The organism is Micromonospora sp. DT229 (assembly GCF_049844505.1).
Classification (GTDB): Bacteria; Actinomycetota; Actinomycetes; order Mycobacteriales; family Micromonosporaceae; genus Micromonospora.
Genome location: NZ_JBNCLD010000009.1, coordinates 238,428 through 252,023, shown reverse-complemented (window position 1 = coordinate 252,023; position 13,596 = coordinate 238,428). Strand labels below are relative to the sequence as shown.

The following is a 13,596-nucleotide window of genomic DNA, read 5'->3' as shown; positions in this document are numbered from 1 at the left end:
GCCCGACAATCCCACTACACACGCCGCCTCAACCTCGAACTCCAGCCATGATCCCGAACGGCGGCTGCCGTACTAGAACCCACTTCCCGGACCGGAAGAGGGGGAACTACCGGATAGCGGGGCCTTCGTTGGCGACCCCGGGCGTTGCCAAAGCAAGGCACTAATGGCGTAGCCGATCAGACGCTGCTGCGGCTTGGATGCTCGTGAAGCGATAGGCGGTGCTGCCGGGCTGCCTACTTTGAGACCTCGACTACGAGGTCACGGGCGACGGCAACTGCGGCATTCCGACGGCGCTGGTAATCGGCCGCCCTGTCCTGGTTATCCCTCAACACCTCAGCCGCGTGGCTTTGGTGCAGTTCGCCGGCTCGGTGCCGCAACCCAGATTCCTTGTTGCACACAGCGTCGGCGACGGCTACTGTCCGTTCGAGTTGGGCTGCTTTCGTCTGGTTTAAACTCCGTGCCAGTTCGGCGACGCGTTCCCGACTCGCCCCTGGATCGGCTGCCGAATGTTTCAGGCCAACCATGCACTGCCGCCATTTTCGCAGTGTCGTCTTATAGCCGGGGTCACGTACCACCGTCGCGTACACCTGGGAGTCGAGGCCGGTCACCCAGACGTCGAGCGGCGCCCATTCTTCGATGCCGCCGTAGAGCTGGGAACGGGCGTCGGCGAGACACCCTTCTGCTCCGACACTGAACCGACCCTCAGCCGTGTCGACGTTCACCACCGCTTCAGAAGGCCCGAAGTAGGCCACATCGAAGCGCCTGCGGTCTTCTTTCGACAGCGAGGCGAGGTAGGCGCGATTAGGATCAGGCGCTGCCTCGCCACCGGCATGGAACACCTGGTTGATTCCGTATCCGCGCTCGCGGGCCTCTTCGATGTCGGAGGTGCCGTACAACTCGTCCAGCGGATCTCGGCGTTTACTCGCGGAGGATTCGAACACACTTACCGCGAACGAGTAGCCCTTGCTCACCATGCAGCGCCCGGCGATCACGTTCTCCGCCCAGGCGAGCAGCGCCTCGGTGTCTGCTTCGCTTGAAGGAACCTTCAACACCTGCAGTTCATCGGGGGGACCGACGTTCGAGCTGTCACAGGCAGCCACCAGCGATCCAAATAGAACTGCCACCAATGCGAAAGAGCCTACAGTTATTCTCTTTCCCCCGTACATGCATCGAAGCATGTCACGACCATCCCTGGCCGTCAATATCTCGCGCAACGGCGTTCTTCGCCAGCGAGACTCCTACCGGTTGTCAACATGCCGGACCGCCAGGCAGGGCGGAAACAGCGCCGATCGGTCATGCCGAGTGAATGACGCGGACAGAAGGGGCGGTTGAGGCTATTCGCGTTTCATGCCCATCTTGTAGCCTTTTGTCCTTAGTGTGCCATCTTATCGTGAAATAGGCTGTGAAATCAATGCAGGGTCAGCAAGCCGATCCACCTCAGCATGGGCTATGCCGATCGAACACTCACCGCCGAAGACGTCCTTGCCGTCAGACCGGCGAGCAGCTCATCGACTGGAGGAAAAAGAACGTCCGTCGGCGAAGCGCCACTATCTAGAGGATGCGGGTGACCTGCTCGGCGGCGGCTACCGTGTCCCGGTCGGCGGGGTCCAGGTTGGCGCAGAGCAGCACCGAGGCTCCGGCCGACAGGGGCGCTAGCAGCCATTTCAGCGGCAGGTCGTGCTCGGCGACGTCGACCAGCAGGCGGTCACCTACCCGCAGGTCCCAACTGTCTGCCAACTCCCGCGCCAGCCCGCCCCACTGGTCGTAGGTGGTGCCGTCCGGGCTGACCGGGTCGGTGGCGTGCAGCAGGGGGCGGTCGGTCGGGGCGGCGCCGTGCCGCAGCACCTCGGTCGACCAGTCGAGCCAGCCGGTCGGCACCTCGGTCAGCGGCTCTGGGCCGGTGCCGACCAGGTAGCGGTGCAGCCCGTCGGGTACCTCCTCCAGCCAGTCGTCCAGCCGTTCCGGGCTGACCAGGACCGCGTCGTACGGTCGGTCGCCGCCGGGCTCAAGCACCGGCAACCCGGCGGTGGCGCGCGGCCGGAACGACACCTCCAGCCCGACCGCCCAGGCGCCCAACAAAACCGCAGCGGTACGCCAGTGCGGCGGCAGCAGCACGGCCACCCGACTGCCCGGCGCCAAGCCGCAGCCGTCCCGCAGCAGCCCGGCGGCCCGTGCCGACCACTCGCCCAACTCGGCGGCGGTGACCTGCTGGCGATGCCCGGTCCGGTGATCGAGATAGGTGATCAGCGGCTGGTCCCGCTCGGCGAGACCAACGGCGGACAGTACGGGCAGCGTGGCAGACATACCGCACTTCCTACTCTTACCGCCCCGACCTGTCCAGGCCACCCACCCCGCTCGCCCGGGTGCCTAACCGCGGTTTCGCCGGCAGCGGCGCGGATCCCGCCAGCGGCGGTTAACAAGGGGCCCTTCCTCTACCGGAGGCGTTAATAAGGTGCCCTTCCTTACCGCTCGGGCAGGGCGGGGCCGAGGTCGAGCAGGGGGGCCAGCAGGTCGCCGTGTTCCTCGATCCGCTTGAGCACATCACCGGCGGTGTACGGCCGGGACGAGGGGCGTTTGCCGCTCCCTCCGGCGGCCACCTCCTCCCAGGTCAGCGGGGTGGACACCGACGGCACCGGCTGGGCGCGCAGGGAGTAGGGCGCGACCGTGGTCTTGGCGGCGTTGTTCTGGCTCCAGTCGATGAAGATCTTGCCGGGGCGGAGGTTCTTCGCCATCTTCGACACGATCAGGTTCGGGTGTTCGCGTTCCAGCTCCTGGGCGATCCGCCGGGCGTAGGCCGACACTTCCTCGGCGGACTGGGTACCGGCGATCGGGCAGCTCAGTTGCATGCCCTTCTTGCCGGAGGTCTTCGGGTAGGCGTCCACCCCGTCGGCGGCCAGCCGGTCGCGCAGCAGCAGTGCCACCTGGCAGCACTGCTTGAGCGACGCCGGGGCACCCGGGTCCAGGTCGACCACCATCAGGTCGGGATGTTCGCCGATCCTCCACTGGGGGGTGTGCAGTTCCAGGGCGGCCAGGTTGGCCAGCCAGACCAGGGTGGGCAGGTCGTCGGCGACCACGTAGTCGATGGTCTCCCGGCCCTTGCTGGAGCCCGGGACGGGCAGGTTCTCGGTGCGTACCCAGGAGGGGGTAGCGGCCGGGGCGTTCTTCTCGAAGAACGAGTTGCCCTCGACCCCGTTCGGGTAGCGGATCCGGGTCAGCGCCCGGTCGGCCAGGTGCGGCAGCAGGATCGGGGCGACCCGGGTGTAGTAGTCGATCACCTCCCCCTTGGTGAAGCCGGCCCGGGGGTAGAGGACCTTGTCCAGGTTGGACAGTTCCAGGGTGCGGCCCTGCACCTCGACCCGGAACCGGTCAGTTGGCATCGTCGACCTCCTCGGCCGGCTTGTCCGGCCGCAGCCGCAGGATTCGGGGGAACCGCAGCCGTCCGTCCGGGGTGCGCTGACCGTACTTCACCTCCACGACCACCTGGGGGGTTACCCAGATGGCGCCCCGGGCATCCTCGCGGGGCACCCCGGCGGCGAACGGTGAGGCGGGGGTGCGCAGCGGCTCCAACTCGCGCAGGAGTTGCCGTTCGATCGCGGCGCCGATGCCGCCGCCGACCCGACCCCGGTAGGTGAGACGTCCACCGGCACCGGGCACCCCGACCAGCAGGCCGCCGATCTTCCGCGCCCCGGGCCGCCAGCCGCCGACCACGAAGTCGCCGGTCACCTCCAGTTTGACCTTCACCCAGTCCGCCGAGCGCACCCCGGGCCGGTAGGTCGAGTCGACCCGCTTGGCCATCACCCCCTCCAGGCCGTGCTCACCGGCGGCGGAGTAGGTGGCCGGGCCGTCGGAGAAGACCGGTGGGACCGCCCACCGCGCCGCACCCAACCCCAGGTCGTCGAGGGCCTCCCGGCGTCGGGCGTACGGCCAGCCGGTCAGGTCCTCTCCCCGGAACCGGAGCAGGTCGAAGATCATGTACGTGACCGGGACGGTGGCCGCCAACCGGGCCGCCTTGGCCGGATTCCGCACGTGCATCCTCTCCGCGAGTGCGGTGAATGAGGGGCGTCCCGCCGGGTCGAAGAGGACCACCTCACCGTCCAGCAGCGCGTCGTCGACCTGCTCGGCCAGGGTGATCAGTTCCGGGTAGGCGGTGGTGATCTCCACTCCGGAGCGGGCGTACAGGTGCTGCCGACCAGCGGTGATGTCCGCCAGGGCGCGCACGCCGTCCCACTTGAACTCGTACGCCCAGCCGGCACCGACCGGGAGTTGCCCGGTCATCGCGAGCATCGGCTTGAGCGGCGCGCCGGGCACGATCCGACTGTAGTACCCGGCCGAACACCTCGCGTCCCGTTCGCTTCAGTGCGAGCATGGTCGATACCGGCGAAGGGAGTACGGGATGCGGGCCATCTGGAAGGGCGCCGTGTCGTTCGGCCTGGTCTCGATCGGGGTGAAGCTGTACTCCGCGACGGAGGAGAAGGACATCCGGTTCCACCAGGTGCACCGGGAAGACGGCGGGCGGATCCGGTACAAGCGCACCTGTCAGGTCTGCGGCGAGGAGGTCAGCTACGACGACATCGCCAAGGGCTACGACATCGGTGGCGGGGAGATGGTCATCCTCACCGACGAGGATTTCGCCGATCTGCCGTTGAGCACCTCGCACGCGATCGACGTGCTGGAGTTCGTACCGGCCGAGCAGGTGGACCCGATCCTCTACAACAAGGCGTACTTCCTGGAGCCGGAGGGCACCGCCACCAAGCCGTACCTGCTGCTGCGCGACGCCCTGACCGACTCGGAGCGGGTGGCGATCGTCAAGGTGGCGCTGCGCCAGCGGGAGCAGTTGGCCACCCTGCGGGTCCGCGACGGCGTACTGCTGTTGAACACCATGCTCTGGCCGGACGAGATCCGGAAGCCGGACTTCGGCTTCCTGGACGAGGATCTGAAGATCCGTCCGCCGGAGTTGGCGATGGCCACCTCCCTGATCGATTCGATGGCCGGTGACTTCCACCCGGACGAGTTCGCCGACGACTACCGGGCGGCGTTGCAGGAGGTCATCGACGCCAAGGTGGAAGGCCGTGAGGTGGTGCAGCCGGAGGAGGTCGAGGAGGCTCCGGCCGCCGCGGTCGACCTGATGGCCGCGCTGAAGGCCTCGGTCGAGCGGGCCCGGGCGGCCCGGGGCGAGGCCCCGGCCGGTGGTGGTGCCGGCGAGCCGACCCCGATCACCTCGGCGCGTTCGGCCCAGCAGAAGGCGGCCAAGGCCCCGGCGAAGAAGGCCGCCACCAAGAAGGCCGCCCCGAAGAAGGCCGAGACCGCCAAGAAGTCCGAGGGTACGAAGAAGGCGGCCCCCAAGGCGGAGAAGAAGGCCGCCAAGAAGGCCGCTCCGAAGAAGGCCCCTCGCAAGACTGCCTGATCTCACTCCACCCGCTGCGGATCGGTGATCTGCGCGGCCCGACGGTCCCACAGCCGCCCCAAGGGCCCTCTGTCGTCCCACTGGTCACCATCGACGGTCGGAGCCGCGCCGGTCACCAGGTACCGTGTGTCGGCGACGGCGTCCGTGGCCGGACGCATCCACCTCTGCGCAGGGAGTCGAGGACGTGAGCGAGCACGCGGGCGAGAGCAAGGCACGGCGGCGGTTGGCCGAGCAGTTGGCCGAACAGAAGGCGGCCGAGGCCAAACGGCGCAGGCAGGCCTGGGCCGGTGCGTTCGCGGCGGTGGCCGTGGTCGCGGTGCTGATCACCGTGTTCGTGATGATCGGCCAGCGCGGCGACGACGCCCCCGATCAGGTGGCCGGTGAGCCGTCGGCCGCGCCGACACAGGGTGCGCCCCAGGACGCGCCGCCCACCCCGCAGTTGCCCGAGGGGGCCGACCCGGCGCTGGGCACCCAGCCGGAGGCCAAGGCCGGCGAGGGCAAGCTCGACAAGCTCACCGTCACCCCGCTGATCGAGGGCACCGGCCCGAAGGTCGAAGCGGGCCAGTCGATCACCGTCAACTACATCGGGGTGTTCTACGAGACCGGTGAGGAGTTCGACTCCTCCTGGAGCCGGGGTGAGCCGGCCACCTTCCCGATCGGTGTCGGTCAGGTCATCGAGGGCTGGGACCTGGGCCTGGTCGGCGTGACCGTGGGCAGCCGGGTTCAGCTCGACATCCCGGCCGAGCAGGCGTACGGCGACGGCGCCGGCGGCCGCCCGGGCGGCCCCCTCCGCTTCGTGGTCGACGTCCTCGCCGCCCAGTAACCACCCCACCCTCCACCCCCCACCCCCACCCCCACCCCCACCCCGCAGAGTTGATCAAGAGGTTTTGGTCGGCAGAACAGCTGATCCCGACCAAAACCTCTTGATCAACGGGGTTGAGGGGGGTCACCGTTCGGCGGGGTGGGTGGGGCAGGATGGGGGTGTGATGGTGGGTGCGGTGGTTTTCGACCTGGACGGCGTGATCGTTGATTCCGAGCCGGCCTGGGAGGAAGTGCGGCGGGGGTATGTCGCGGCGCACGGCGGGACCTGGCAGGCGGACACCCAGCGGCGGTTGATGGGGATGAGCACCGGGGAGTGGGCCCGGTACCTCAGCGGGGAACTGGGCGTACGGCGTACCGCCGAGCAGGTAGCCGCCGAGGTGGTCGAGGAGATGGCCCAGCGGTACGCCCAGCGCGTACCGGTGATCGACGGGGCCGACCAGGTGGTGCGCCGACTGGCCGCGCGGTGGCCGCTGGGGCTGGCGAGTTCCTCACCGACCCGGCTGATCGCGGCGGCGCTGGCCGCCACCGACCTGACGGACGAGTTCCGGGCCACCCTGTCGACCGAGCAGACCGAGCGCGGCAAACCGGCACCGGACGTCTACCTGGCCGTGGCCGGGCTACTCGGGGTGGATCCGGCGAACTGTGTGGCCGTGGAGGATTCCTCCAACGGGGTGCGGTCGGCCGCCGCGGCGGGAATGACAGTGGTGGCGGTGCCGCACGGGGCGTACCCGCTGGACCCGGACGTGCAGCAGTTGGCGGCCGTCGTGCTGGGTTCGATCGACGAGCTGACCCCGCAGGTCGTGGAGCGGCTGGCCTGAACCGCCTCCGCCCGGCCACCGGCGCGCCTACGGTCGGTCAGTGACTGAAGACGGCCGGTCGGCGGGCTGAACGGAAGGGGACGGCGATGAGGGCCATCGTGTACGAGCGCACCGGTGATCCCACGGTGCTGCAACTGGTCGACCGGCCGGTGCCCGAGCCCGGGGCGGGTGAGGTGCTGGTGCGGATCGCGGTCGCCGGGGTCAACCCGACGGACTGGAAGGCCCGCCGACAGTGGCCCCTGCCGGCCGGTTGGCAGATTCCCGGCCAGGACGGCGCCGGGGTGGTCGAGGCGGTCGGCGCGGGTGTCGACCAGGGTCTGGTCGGTGAACGGGTGTGGCTCTGGGAGGCCGCCTGGCAGCGGCCCTGGGGCACCGCCGCCGAGTACACCCTGATCCCGGCCCGCCAGGTGGTACCCCTCGGCGACGCCTCCTTCGAGCTGGGTGCCTGCCTGGGCATCCCGTTCCTGACCGCGCACCGCTGCCTGACCGCCGGGGAGTACCTGCCGGACAGCCTGCGCCCGGGTGCCCTCAGCGACCACGCGGTGCTGGTGCAGGGCGGGGCGGGCGCGGTGGGCAACGCGGCGATCCAGCTCGCGGCCTGGGCCGGTGCCGGTGTCATCGCCACGGTGAGCAGCCCGGAGAAGGCGCAGTTGGCGGCGGCGGCCGGCGCCTCGGTGGTGATCAACTACCGCGAGCAGGACGTGGTCACCGAGGTCCGCAAGGTCGCGCCCGACGGGGTGCACACGATCGTCGAGGTGTCTGCGGCGCGCAATGCCGCCACCGATGTCCAGGTGCTGCATCCCGGCGGGGTGGTCTGCGTGTACGCCGACGACGGTGGCGACGAGGTGACCCTGCCGATCAGGCCGTTGATGGTGCCGAACGCCCGCTGGCAGTTCGTGCTGGTCTACACCCTGCCGAAGGCGGCGAAGGCGCAGGCGGTGGTGGATGTCGCGGCGGCTGCCGCGCAGGGCGGCATCCGGGTGGGCGAGGAGGCGGGCCTGCCCCTGCACCGCTATCCGCTGGCGGCTACCGCCGAGGCCCATCAGGCGGTGGAGGACGCGACCGTGGGCAAGGTGCTGATCAGCACCACCGGGTAGCGGGGCCGTTTCCGGGCGGGTTTCTCCATCAGCAGGACAGATGCGAACAACTCTCGCAATACTGGCGTTGCGGGTAACCCCCGCAAAAACGGGCGGCCCCGGCGCGGTGCGAACGCCGGGGCCGCCCACCGGGAGAGTGGTCTACGCGAGCCCGCTATCCCTAACGGCGATGATGCGCCCAAATGTGTTACAGCGTTGCCGGTTCCGGCACATCACCCCTACGAGTGGCCAACCCGGCGGTGTCGCGGACACCGGAAGGAACCCTGCGTACATTCGTGCGGGTGAGCATTTCCTGGGCCGACTCGTACGTCGGGCAACTGCGCGCCCTGGCCGGCGACCGGACCCTGATGTTCGTCGGCGCCCGTGCCGTGGTGCGGGACAGTTCGGCGCGGATCCTGCTGATCCGCCGGTCGGACAACGGGCAGTGGGCGCTGCCGGCCGGGGCGATGGAACTGGGCGAGTCGATCGCCGACTGCGCCGTACGGGAAGTCCGTGAGGAGACCGGACTGCGCGCCCTGCGGGTCAGCGCCTTCGCCCTCTACACCGGCGCCGACCGCACCCACACCAACATGTACGGCCACACGTACCAGATCTTCACCACGGCCTTCCGGGTCGAGGAGTGGGACGGCCAACTGGCCCGGATGACCGACGAGACGACCGACGCCGGGTTCTTCCCTCGCGAGGCCTTGCCGCGACCCCTGTCCGCCAGTGTCCAGGAGACCCTGGCCGACCTGGACGTCTTCGAGCAGACCAACCGCCTGATCCTCAAGTAGGTACCGGGTCACGCAGAACTGACCTGCCGGTCAACGCCGATCTGGCGGTCGCTGCCGGCCTGGCGGTCAGCGTTCGCCCGGCGGTCAGTGCCGGCCTTCGGCGAACTCCTCGACGATCTTGGCGCAGAAGGCCGGCAGATCGTCGGGCTTACGGCTGCTGACCAGCCCGTTGTCGGTGACGACCTCCTCGTCGACCCAGTCCGCCCCGGCGTTCACCAGATCGGTACGCAGGCTGGGCCAACTGGTCAGCCGACGACCTCGCACCACGTCGGCCTCGACCAGGGTCCACGGACCGTGGCAGATCACCCCCACCGGCTTACCCGCCTCGAAGAACGACCGGACGAACCGCACCGCGTCCGGATCGGTACGCAGGAGGTCCGGGTTGGCCACCCCGCCGGGCAGCACCAGCGCGTCGTACCGGCCGGGGTCCGCTTCCGCGGCGCTCACATCGACCTCGTACGTCTGCGAGGGGTCCAGGTGTTGGAAGCTGGTGATCTTCCCGGGCTTGAGCGACACCAGTTCGGCGGTGGCACCGGCCTGCTCGACGGCCTGGCGCGGCTGGACGTACTCGACCTCCTCCACGCCGTCGGTGGCCAGGAAGGCGACTCGCTTGCCCTGCAATGTGACTGCCATATCGCTTCTCCTCTCCGGGGTTCACAGAATCCGTTCCCGACCCGGGCGCACCGAAACGCGCCGCCGAGGTGGTCCCTGCCGCACCCCCGCCCGGCCCACCCGACAGGTTTGACCCGGCCGGGCAGGGGGATCCGCCGGCATGGCACGAGCAGCAGCGGAACAGCTCCGGCTCGCCGAGGTGGTGCAGAGCTGGCTCGGGCGCCCGGTCCTGGTACTCGGGGACGCCATGCTCGACGAATGGCGGTTCGCCGACTCGGACCGGCTGTGCCGAGAGGCTCCGGCACCCGTCCTCACCCTGCGTCGCCGTATCTCCGCAGCAGGTGGGGCGGCCAACACCGCAGTCAACATCGCCGCCCTGGGCGGCCGGTCCGTGCTGGTGGCACCCGTCGGCGCCGATGTGGCCGGCGACGAACTGCACGACTGCCTGGACCGGGCCGGTGTCTGGGACCGTACGGTCAGCCAGCCCGGCCGGCACACCCCGGTCAAACGCCGGATGCTGGCCGGCGACCAGATCCTGCTGCGCGAAGACTCCGGTGATCCGGACGACCCCCTCAGCGACGATGGGGTGCACCAGTTGCTCACCGCCCTGGACTGCGCGACCCGGGAGTTGCAGGCCGCCGCCGATGGTGAGGCGCCCACCCTGGTGGTCTGCGACTACGGTCTGGGTGCCCTGCCCGCCCGGGTACGCACCTGGCTGGTAGCCCACCGGGACCGGTACGCCACGGTCGCCCTCGACGCGCACGACCTGGCCGACTGGCGTGGCCTGGCCCCGACCGTGGTGACCCCGAGCTTCGCGGAGGCCACCCGACTGCTCGCCCGCGCCGGCGGCGAGGCGGGCGCCCGTGGCGCCGGTGAGCTGCAACTGGAGCATCCGGAGGTGGACTCGAACGACGGTCCCTCCGAACTGACCGTAGGCACCTCGCCGGGCGGAACGGGCTCGCGGCGTACCGACGGGCCGACCGGTGAGCCCACCCCGGGGGAGGGCCGGGTGGCGATGACCCATGACGGGCTCAGCGTCACCGGCACCGGGGTGACCGTGAACGCCGACGTGGGAGCCGGGGTGGACCGGGCGGTACTGGCCGAGTCCCGGCTGGCCGAACTGCGGGCGCACACCGGCGCGGCCGTGGTCGCGGTGACCCTGGACACCGAGGGGGCGGTGGTCGGGGGTGCCGACGGGCAACCCAGCCGCAGCCACAGCACACCCGTACCGGCCAGCCACACGGTCGGGGCCGGGGACGCGTACCTGGCGGCCATGACCCTCGCGCTGGCCGCCGAGGCCCCGCTGTCCACCGCCGCCCAACTGGCCCAACTCGCCGCCACCAGCACGGTTTCGGGCACCGGCACCTGCGTGTGTCGCCGCGAGGATCTGCTGACCGTCCTCGGCCAACCGGCCCTCGACGGGACCGGGCGGCAGGTGCTGCTCGGCACCGAAGGACTGGACACCGTCGTCGCCGAGCACCGCCGCGCCGGCCGATCGGTCGTCTTCACCAACGGCTGCTTCGACGTGCTGCACCGGGGACATGTGCGCTACCTGGAACAGGCCAAGGCGCTCGGTGACCTGCTGGTCGTCGCGGTCAACTCCGACGGCAGCGTACGCCGACTCAAGGGGCCCGACCGTCCGGTGAACCCGGTGGAGGACCGCACCGCCCTGCTGGCCGCGCTGTCCTGTGTGGACCATGTGGTGGTCTTCGAGGAGGACTCCCCGACCGCACTGATCGAGGCCATCCGGCCGGACGTCTACGTCAAGGGCGGCGACTACCCGCCCGAGTTGGTCCCGGAGGCACCGCTGGTGCAGCGGCTGGGCGGACAGGTCCGCACCCTGGGCTACGTACCGGACCGGTCCACCTCCGCGATCATCGACCGGATCCGGGCGTACGGCCAGGAGGGGTCCTCCGAGGTGGCGGTCGGCGGCCTGCCGGCGGGGCCCGACCTCGACGCGGCTTCGGAGGAGGCCCTCGGGGCGGCGGCCCAGGAGAACCTGCCGGCTACCGGTGCGACCGCGCCGCCGATGACCGGTAAGGCACCGTGAACCGACCGCTGGACCTCGGCGCCCCGGCCGACTTCCGGGCCGATCGGCTGCTGGACGTGCTGATCCCGACGAAGGACCGGCCCACCGAGCTGGCCGTCACCCTCTCCGGGCTGGCCGCCCAGCAGGGGGTGCCGGGGTTCGGGGTGGTGGTCAGCGACCAGTCCGACGACCAGCCCGGGTACGCCCATCCGGCGGCGGCCACCATGGTCCGGGCCCTGCGGTACCGGGGTCATCCGGTGCTGCTGACCCGCCGACTGCCCCGCCGGGGCCTGGCCGAACACCGCGCCTTCCTGCTCGCCGCCTCCGCTGCCCGGTACGTGCTCTGCCTGGACGACGACGTCTGGTTGGAGCCGGGCGCCCTGCACCGGCTGGTCACCGCCATCGAGGAGTTGGGCTGCGGGTTCGTCGGCAACGGGGTGCACGGACTGTCCTACCTGCACGACGTACGGCCGCAGACCCACCGGCTCTATCAGGAGTGGAGCGACCGACCGGTGCCGGAACGCATCGGGCCGGACTCCCCGGAGTGGGACCGGGCGCAGATCCATTCGGCCGCGAACCTGCTGCATGTGACCGAGGCGTTGGCGCTGCCGCCGGGCAGTTGGCGGGCGTACCGGATCTCCTGGATCGGCGGCTGCGTGCTGTACGACCGGGCCAAGCTGGTCGACTCCGGCGGTTTCGACTTCTGGCGCCGGGTGCCCCCGCGTCACCAGGGCGAGGACGTCGCCGCCCAACTGGCCGTGCTGGCGCGCCACGGCGGCGCCGGGGTCCTGCCCAGCGGGGCCTACCACCTCGAATCCCCGACCACGGTCACCGACCGCGACGTGGAGGCCTGGGAGTTCGTCCTGGCCGAGGAGCCGGGGTGTTAAGCGGGGACCCCTGCTCTACCGCAGACGTTAAGAAGGGGCCCTTCCTTACCGGAAGAGCAGTTCCCGGGCGGCTTCCAGGACCTCGACCGTCGGCACGTCGGTGACGAAGGAGTCCCGGTGCGGGCACTCCCCATCGCCCGGGCGGTGGGGGTAGATGCCCGGGGTGCAGTCCACCCCGCAGACCGGGCAGTGCACCGTCCACGAGGTGATCGGCCGGTGCCGGGCACGCAGCGGGGTGGCCGTGGTGATCAGGTTGCCTACCCAGAAGATGCCGACCGTGGGGGTGCCCACGGCGGCGGCCAGGTGCAGCGGGCCGGTGTCGTTGGAGACCACCAGCTCGCAGTCGGCGTAGCAGCCGGCCAACCCGCCCAGGCTCAGGGTGCCGACCTGGGGGCGCAGGGGCACCCGGGCCGCCGCGACCACCTGGTCGACCACCTCCTGTTCGGCCGGGGTGCCGGTGACCAGCACCTCGTACCCGTCCTGGTGCAGGGTCCGGCCGATCTCGGCGAACCGCTCGGCGGGCCAGCGGCGGCGGGTGTCCGTGGCCCCCGGATGCAACACCACCCGGGGACGGTCCGCCTCCCCGAGCACCGACCGGGCCTCGGCCCGGTCGGCCTCGGTGACCGTCAGGGACGGGACGATGGTGGTCGCCGGGGCACCGACCAGCGCCACCGCCTCCAGGTAGCGGATCACCTCGGGCTGGTAGTAGTCGTAGCGCAGCCAGCGGTCCAGCGGTGGGGCGTCCTCGGCCCGCAGACCGGCGCTGACCCGGGCACCGAGGGCGGCCACCAGGGGGTTGGAGTTGGCACCACCGCCGTGCAGTTGCAGCGCCAGGTCGAAACGCTGGGTCCGGGCGGCGGCCAGGAAATCGACCATGCCGGCCTCGGCCTCGCCGGGGACCGCCGTCCGGATCCCCGGCGCGGGCGGCACCACCAGCACCCGATCCACCGGGCCGGGCCGGTCGCGCCAGAGCTGCGCGTGCCACGGCGCACCGAGCAGCACGATCTCCGCCTGCGGGTACGCCGACCGCAGGGCCGCCAACGCCGGCAGGACGAAGATGAAGTCACCCAGGGCGTTGGCCCGCAGCACGGCGATCCGGGCCACCTCGGGTACCCACCCGGTGGCCGGTGTGATCAGGGCCGGGGCCACCACGG

14 protein-coding genes are annotated in these 13,596 nt (G+C 70.6%); 7 read left to right on the top strand and 7 right to left on the bottom strand.

What is annotated here, in order from left to right; all coding sequences use genetic code 11:
* Positions 1-233: 233 nt before the first annotated feature.
* From ACLQ2T_RS17340 to ligD (ACLQ2T_RS17325), 4 genes are all read right to left on the bottom strand, one after another.
* Positions 234-1,127 (bottom strand): hypothetical protein, encoded by an 894-nt coding sequence (locus tag ACLQ2T_RS17340; protein WP_425767328.1) that lies wholly within the window; start codon positions 1,125-1,127, stop codon positions 234-236.
* Positions 1,128-1,551: 424 nt separating this feature from the next.
* Complete coding sequence (locus ACLQ2T_RS17335) at positions 1,552-2,304, bottom strand: TIGR03089 family protein (RefSeq protein ID WP_425767326.1); 753 nt, start codon at positions 2,302-2,304, stop codon at positions 1,552-1,554.
* Between the two features lie 158 nt (positions 2,305-2,462).
* Positions 2,463-3,377 carry a non-homologous end-joining DNA ligase gene (ligD, locus tag ACLQ2T_RS17330; RefSeq protein WP_425767324.1) on the bottom strand — a complete coding sequence of 305 codons (915 nt, stop codon included), beginning with the start codon at positions 3,375-3,377 and terminating at the stop codon, positions 2,463-2,465.
* The gene (gene ligD, locus ACLQ2T_RS17325) at positions 3,367-4,308 is read right to left on the bottom strand and encodes a non-homologous end-joining DNA ligase (RefSeq protein WP_425767322.1); all 942 of its coding nucleotides are present in this window, start codon (positions 4,306-4,308) and stop codon (positions 3,367-3,369) included. The genes ligD (ACLQ2T_RS17330) and ligD (ACLQ2T_RS17325) overlap by 11 nt, the downstream gene beginning before the upstream one ends.
* Positions 4,309-4,393: 85 nt before the next feature.
* Between ligD (ACLQ2T_RS17325) and ACLQ2T_RS17320 the strand changes: the two genes are divergently transcribed.
* On the top strand, positions 4,394-5,404 hold the full coding sequence (locus tag ACLQ2T_RS17320; RefSeq protein WP_425767320.1) for a Ku protein: 1,011 nt from the start codon (positions 4,394-4,396) through the stop codon (positions 5,402-5,404).
* A gap of 2 nt (positions 5,405-5,406) precedes the next feature.
* On the opposite strand, the gene ACLQ2T_RS17315 is transcribed toward ACLQ2T_RS17320, so the two are convergent.
* Positions 5,407-5,562, bottom strand: coding sequence for a hypothetical protein (locus ACLQ2T_RS17315; RefSeq protein ID WP_425767318.1), 156 nt, complete (start codon positions 5,560-5,562; stop codon positions 5,407-5,409).
* 26 nt (positions 5,563-5,588) lie between these two features.
* Between ACLQ2T_RS17315 and ACLQ2T_RS17310 the strand changes: the two genes are divergently transcribed.
* From ACLQ2T_RS17310 to ACLQ2T_RS17295, 4 genes are all read left to right on the top strand, one after another.
* Positions 5,589-6,227: an FKBP-type peptidyl-prolyl cis-trans isomerase gene (locus ACLQ2T_RS17310; protein ID WP_425767316.1), complete on the top strand. Its 639-nt coding sequence runs from the start codon at positions 5,589-5,591 to the stop codon at positions 6,225-6,227.
* A 163-nt stretch (positions 6,228-6,390) separates the two neighbouring features.
* Positions 6,391-7,044, top strand: a complete 654-nt coding sequence (locus ACLQ2T_RS17305; RefSeq protein WP_425767364.1) for an HAD family hydrolase — start codon at positions 6,391-6,393, stop codon at positions 7,042-7,044.
* Positions 7,045-7,130: 86 nt separating this feature from the next.
* Positions 7,131-8,141 (top strand): NADPH:quinone reductase, encoded by a 1,011-nt coding sequence (locus tag ACLQ2T_RS17300; protein ID WP_425767314.1) that lies wholly within the window; start codon positions 7,131-7,133, stop codon positions 8,139-8,141.
* A 281-nt stretch (positions 8,142-8,422) separates the two neighbouring features.
* A complete protein-coding gene (locus ACLQ2T_RS17295) occupies positions 8,423-8,914 on the top strand; it encodes an NUDIX domain-containing protein (RefSeq protein ID WP_425767312.1) in 492 nt (163 codons plus the stop codon).
* Between the two features lie 84 nt (positions 8,915-8,998).
* Here the strand turns inward: ACLQ2T_RS17295 and ACLQ2T_RS17290 are convergent, their stop codons facing one another.
* Complete coding sequence (locus ACLQ2T_RS17290; RefSeq protein ID WP_425767310.1) at positions 8,999-9,547, bottom strand: type 1 glutamine amidotransferase domain-containing protein; 549 nt, start codon at positions 9,545-9,547, stop codon at positions 8,999-9,001.
* A 139-nt stretch (positions 9,548-9,686) separates the two neighbouring features.
* Here ACLQ2T_RS17290 and rfaE2 point away from each other — a divergent pair, with 139 nt between their 5' ends.
* Positions 9,687-11,576 carry a D-glycero-beta-D-manno-heptose 1-phosphate adenylyltransferase gene (rfaE2, locus tag ACLQ2T_RS17285; protein ID WP_425767308.1) on the top strand — a complete coding sequence of 630 codons (1,890 nt, stop codon included), beginning with the start codon at positions 9,687-9,689 and terminating at the stop codon, positions 11,574-11,576.
* On the top strand, positions 11,573-12,442 hold the full coding sequence (locus tag ACLQ2T_RS17280) for a glycosyltransferase family 2 protein (protein WP_425767306.1): 870 nt from the start codon (positions 11,573-11,575) through the stop codon (positions 12,440-12,442). The genes rfaE2 and ACLQ2T_RS17280 overlap by 4 nt, the downstream gene beginning before the upstream one ends.
* Before the next feature lie 45 nt (positions 12,443-12,487).
* On the opposite strand, the gene ACLQ2T_RS17275 is transcribed toward ACLQ2T_RS17280, so the two are convergent.
* Positions 12,488-13,594 (bottom strand): glycosyltransferase family 9 protein, encoded by a 1,107-nt coding sequence (locus ACLQ2T_RS17275; protein ID WP_425767304.1) that lies wholly within the window; start codon positions 13,592-13,594, stop codon positions 12,488-12,490.
* Positions 13,595-13,596 lie beyond the last annotated feature (2 nt).

Coding starts and splice junctions, on each gene's coding strand:
- ACLQ2T_RS17320 (WP_425767320.1), top strand. CDS start 4,394: ATGCGGGCCATCTGGAAGGGCGCCGTGTCGTTCGGCCTGGTCTCGATC.
- ACLQ2T_RS17305 (WP_425767364.1), top strand. CDS start 6,391: ATGGTGGGTGCGGTGGTTTTCGACCTGGACGGCGTGATCGTTGATTCC.
- ACLQ2T_RS17290 (WP_425767310.1), bottom strand. CDS start 9,547: ATGGCAGTCACATTGCAGGGCAAGCGAGTCGCCTTCCTGGCCACCGAC.
- ACLQ2T_RS17335 (WP_425767326.1), bottom strand. CDS start 2,304: ATGTCTGCCACGCTGCCCGTACTGTCCGCCGTTGGTCTCGCCGAGCGG.
- ACLQ2T_RS17315 (WP_425767318.1), bottom strand. CDS start 5,562: ATGCGTCCGGCCACGGACGCCGTCGCCGACACACGGTACCTGGTGACC.
- ligD (WP_425767324.1), bottom strand. CDS start 3,377: ATGCCAACTGACCGGTTCCGGGTCGAGGTGCAGGGCCGCACCCTGGAA.
- rfaE2 (WP_425767308.1), top strand. CDS start 9,687: ATGGCACGAGCAGCAGCGGAACAGCTCCGGCTCGCCGAGGTGGTGCAG.
- ACLQ2T_RS17300 (WP_425767314.1), top strand. CDS start 7,131: ATGAGGGCCATCGTGTACGAGCGCACCGGTGATCCCACGGTGCTGCAA.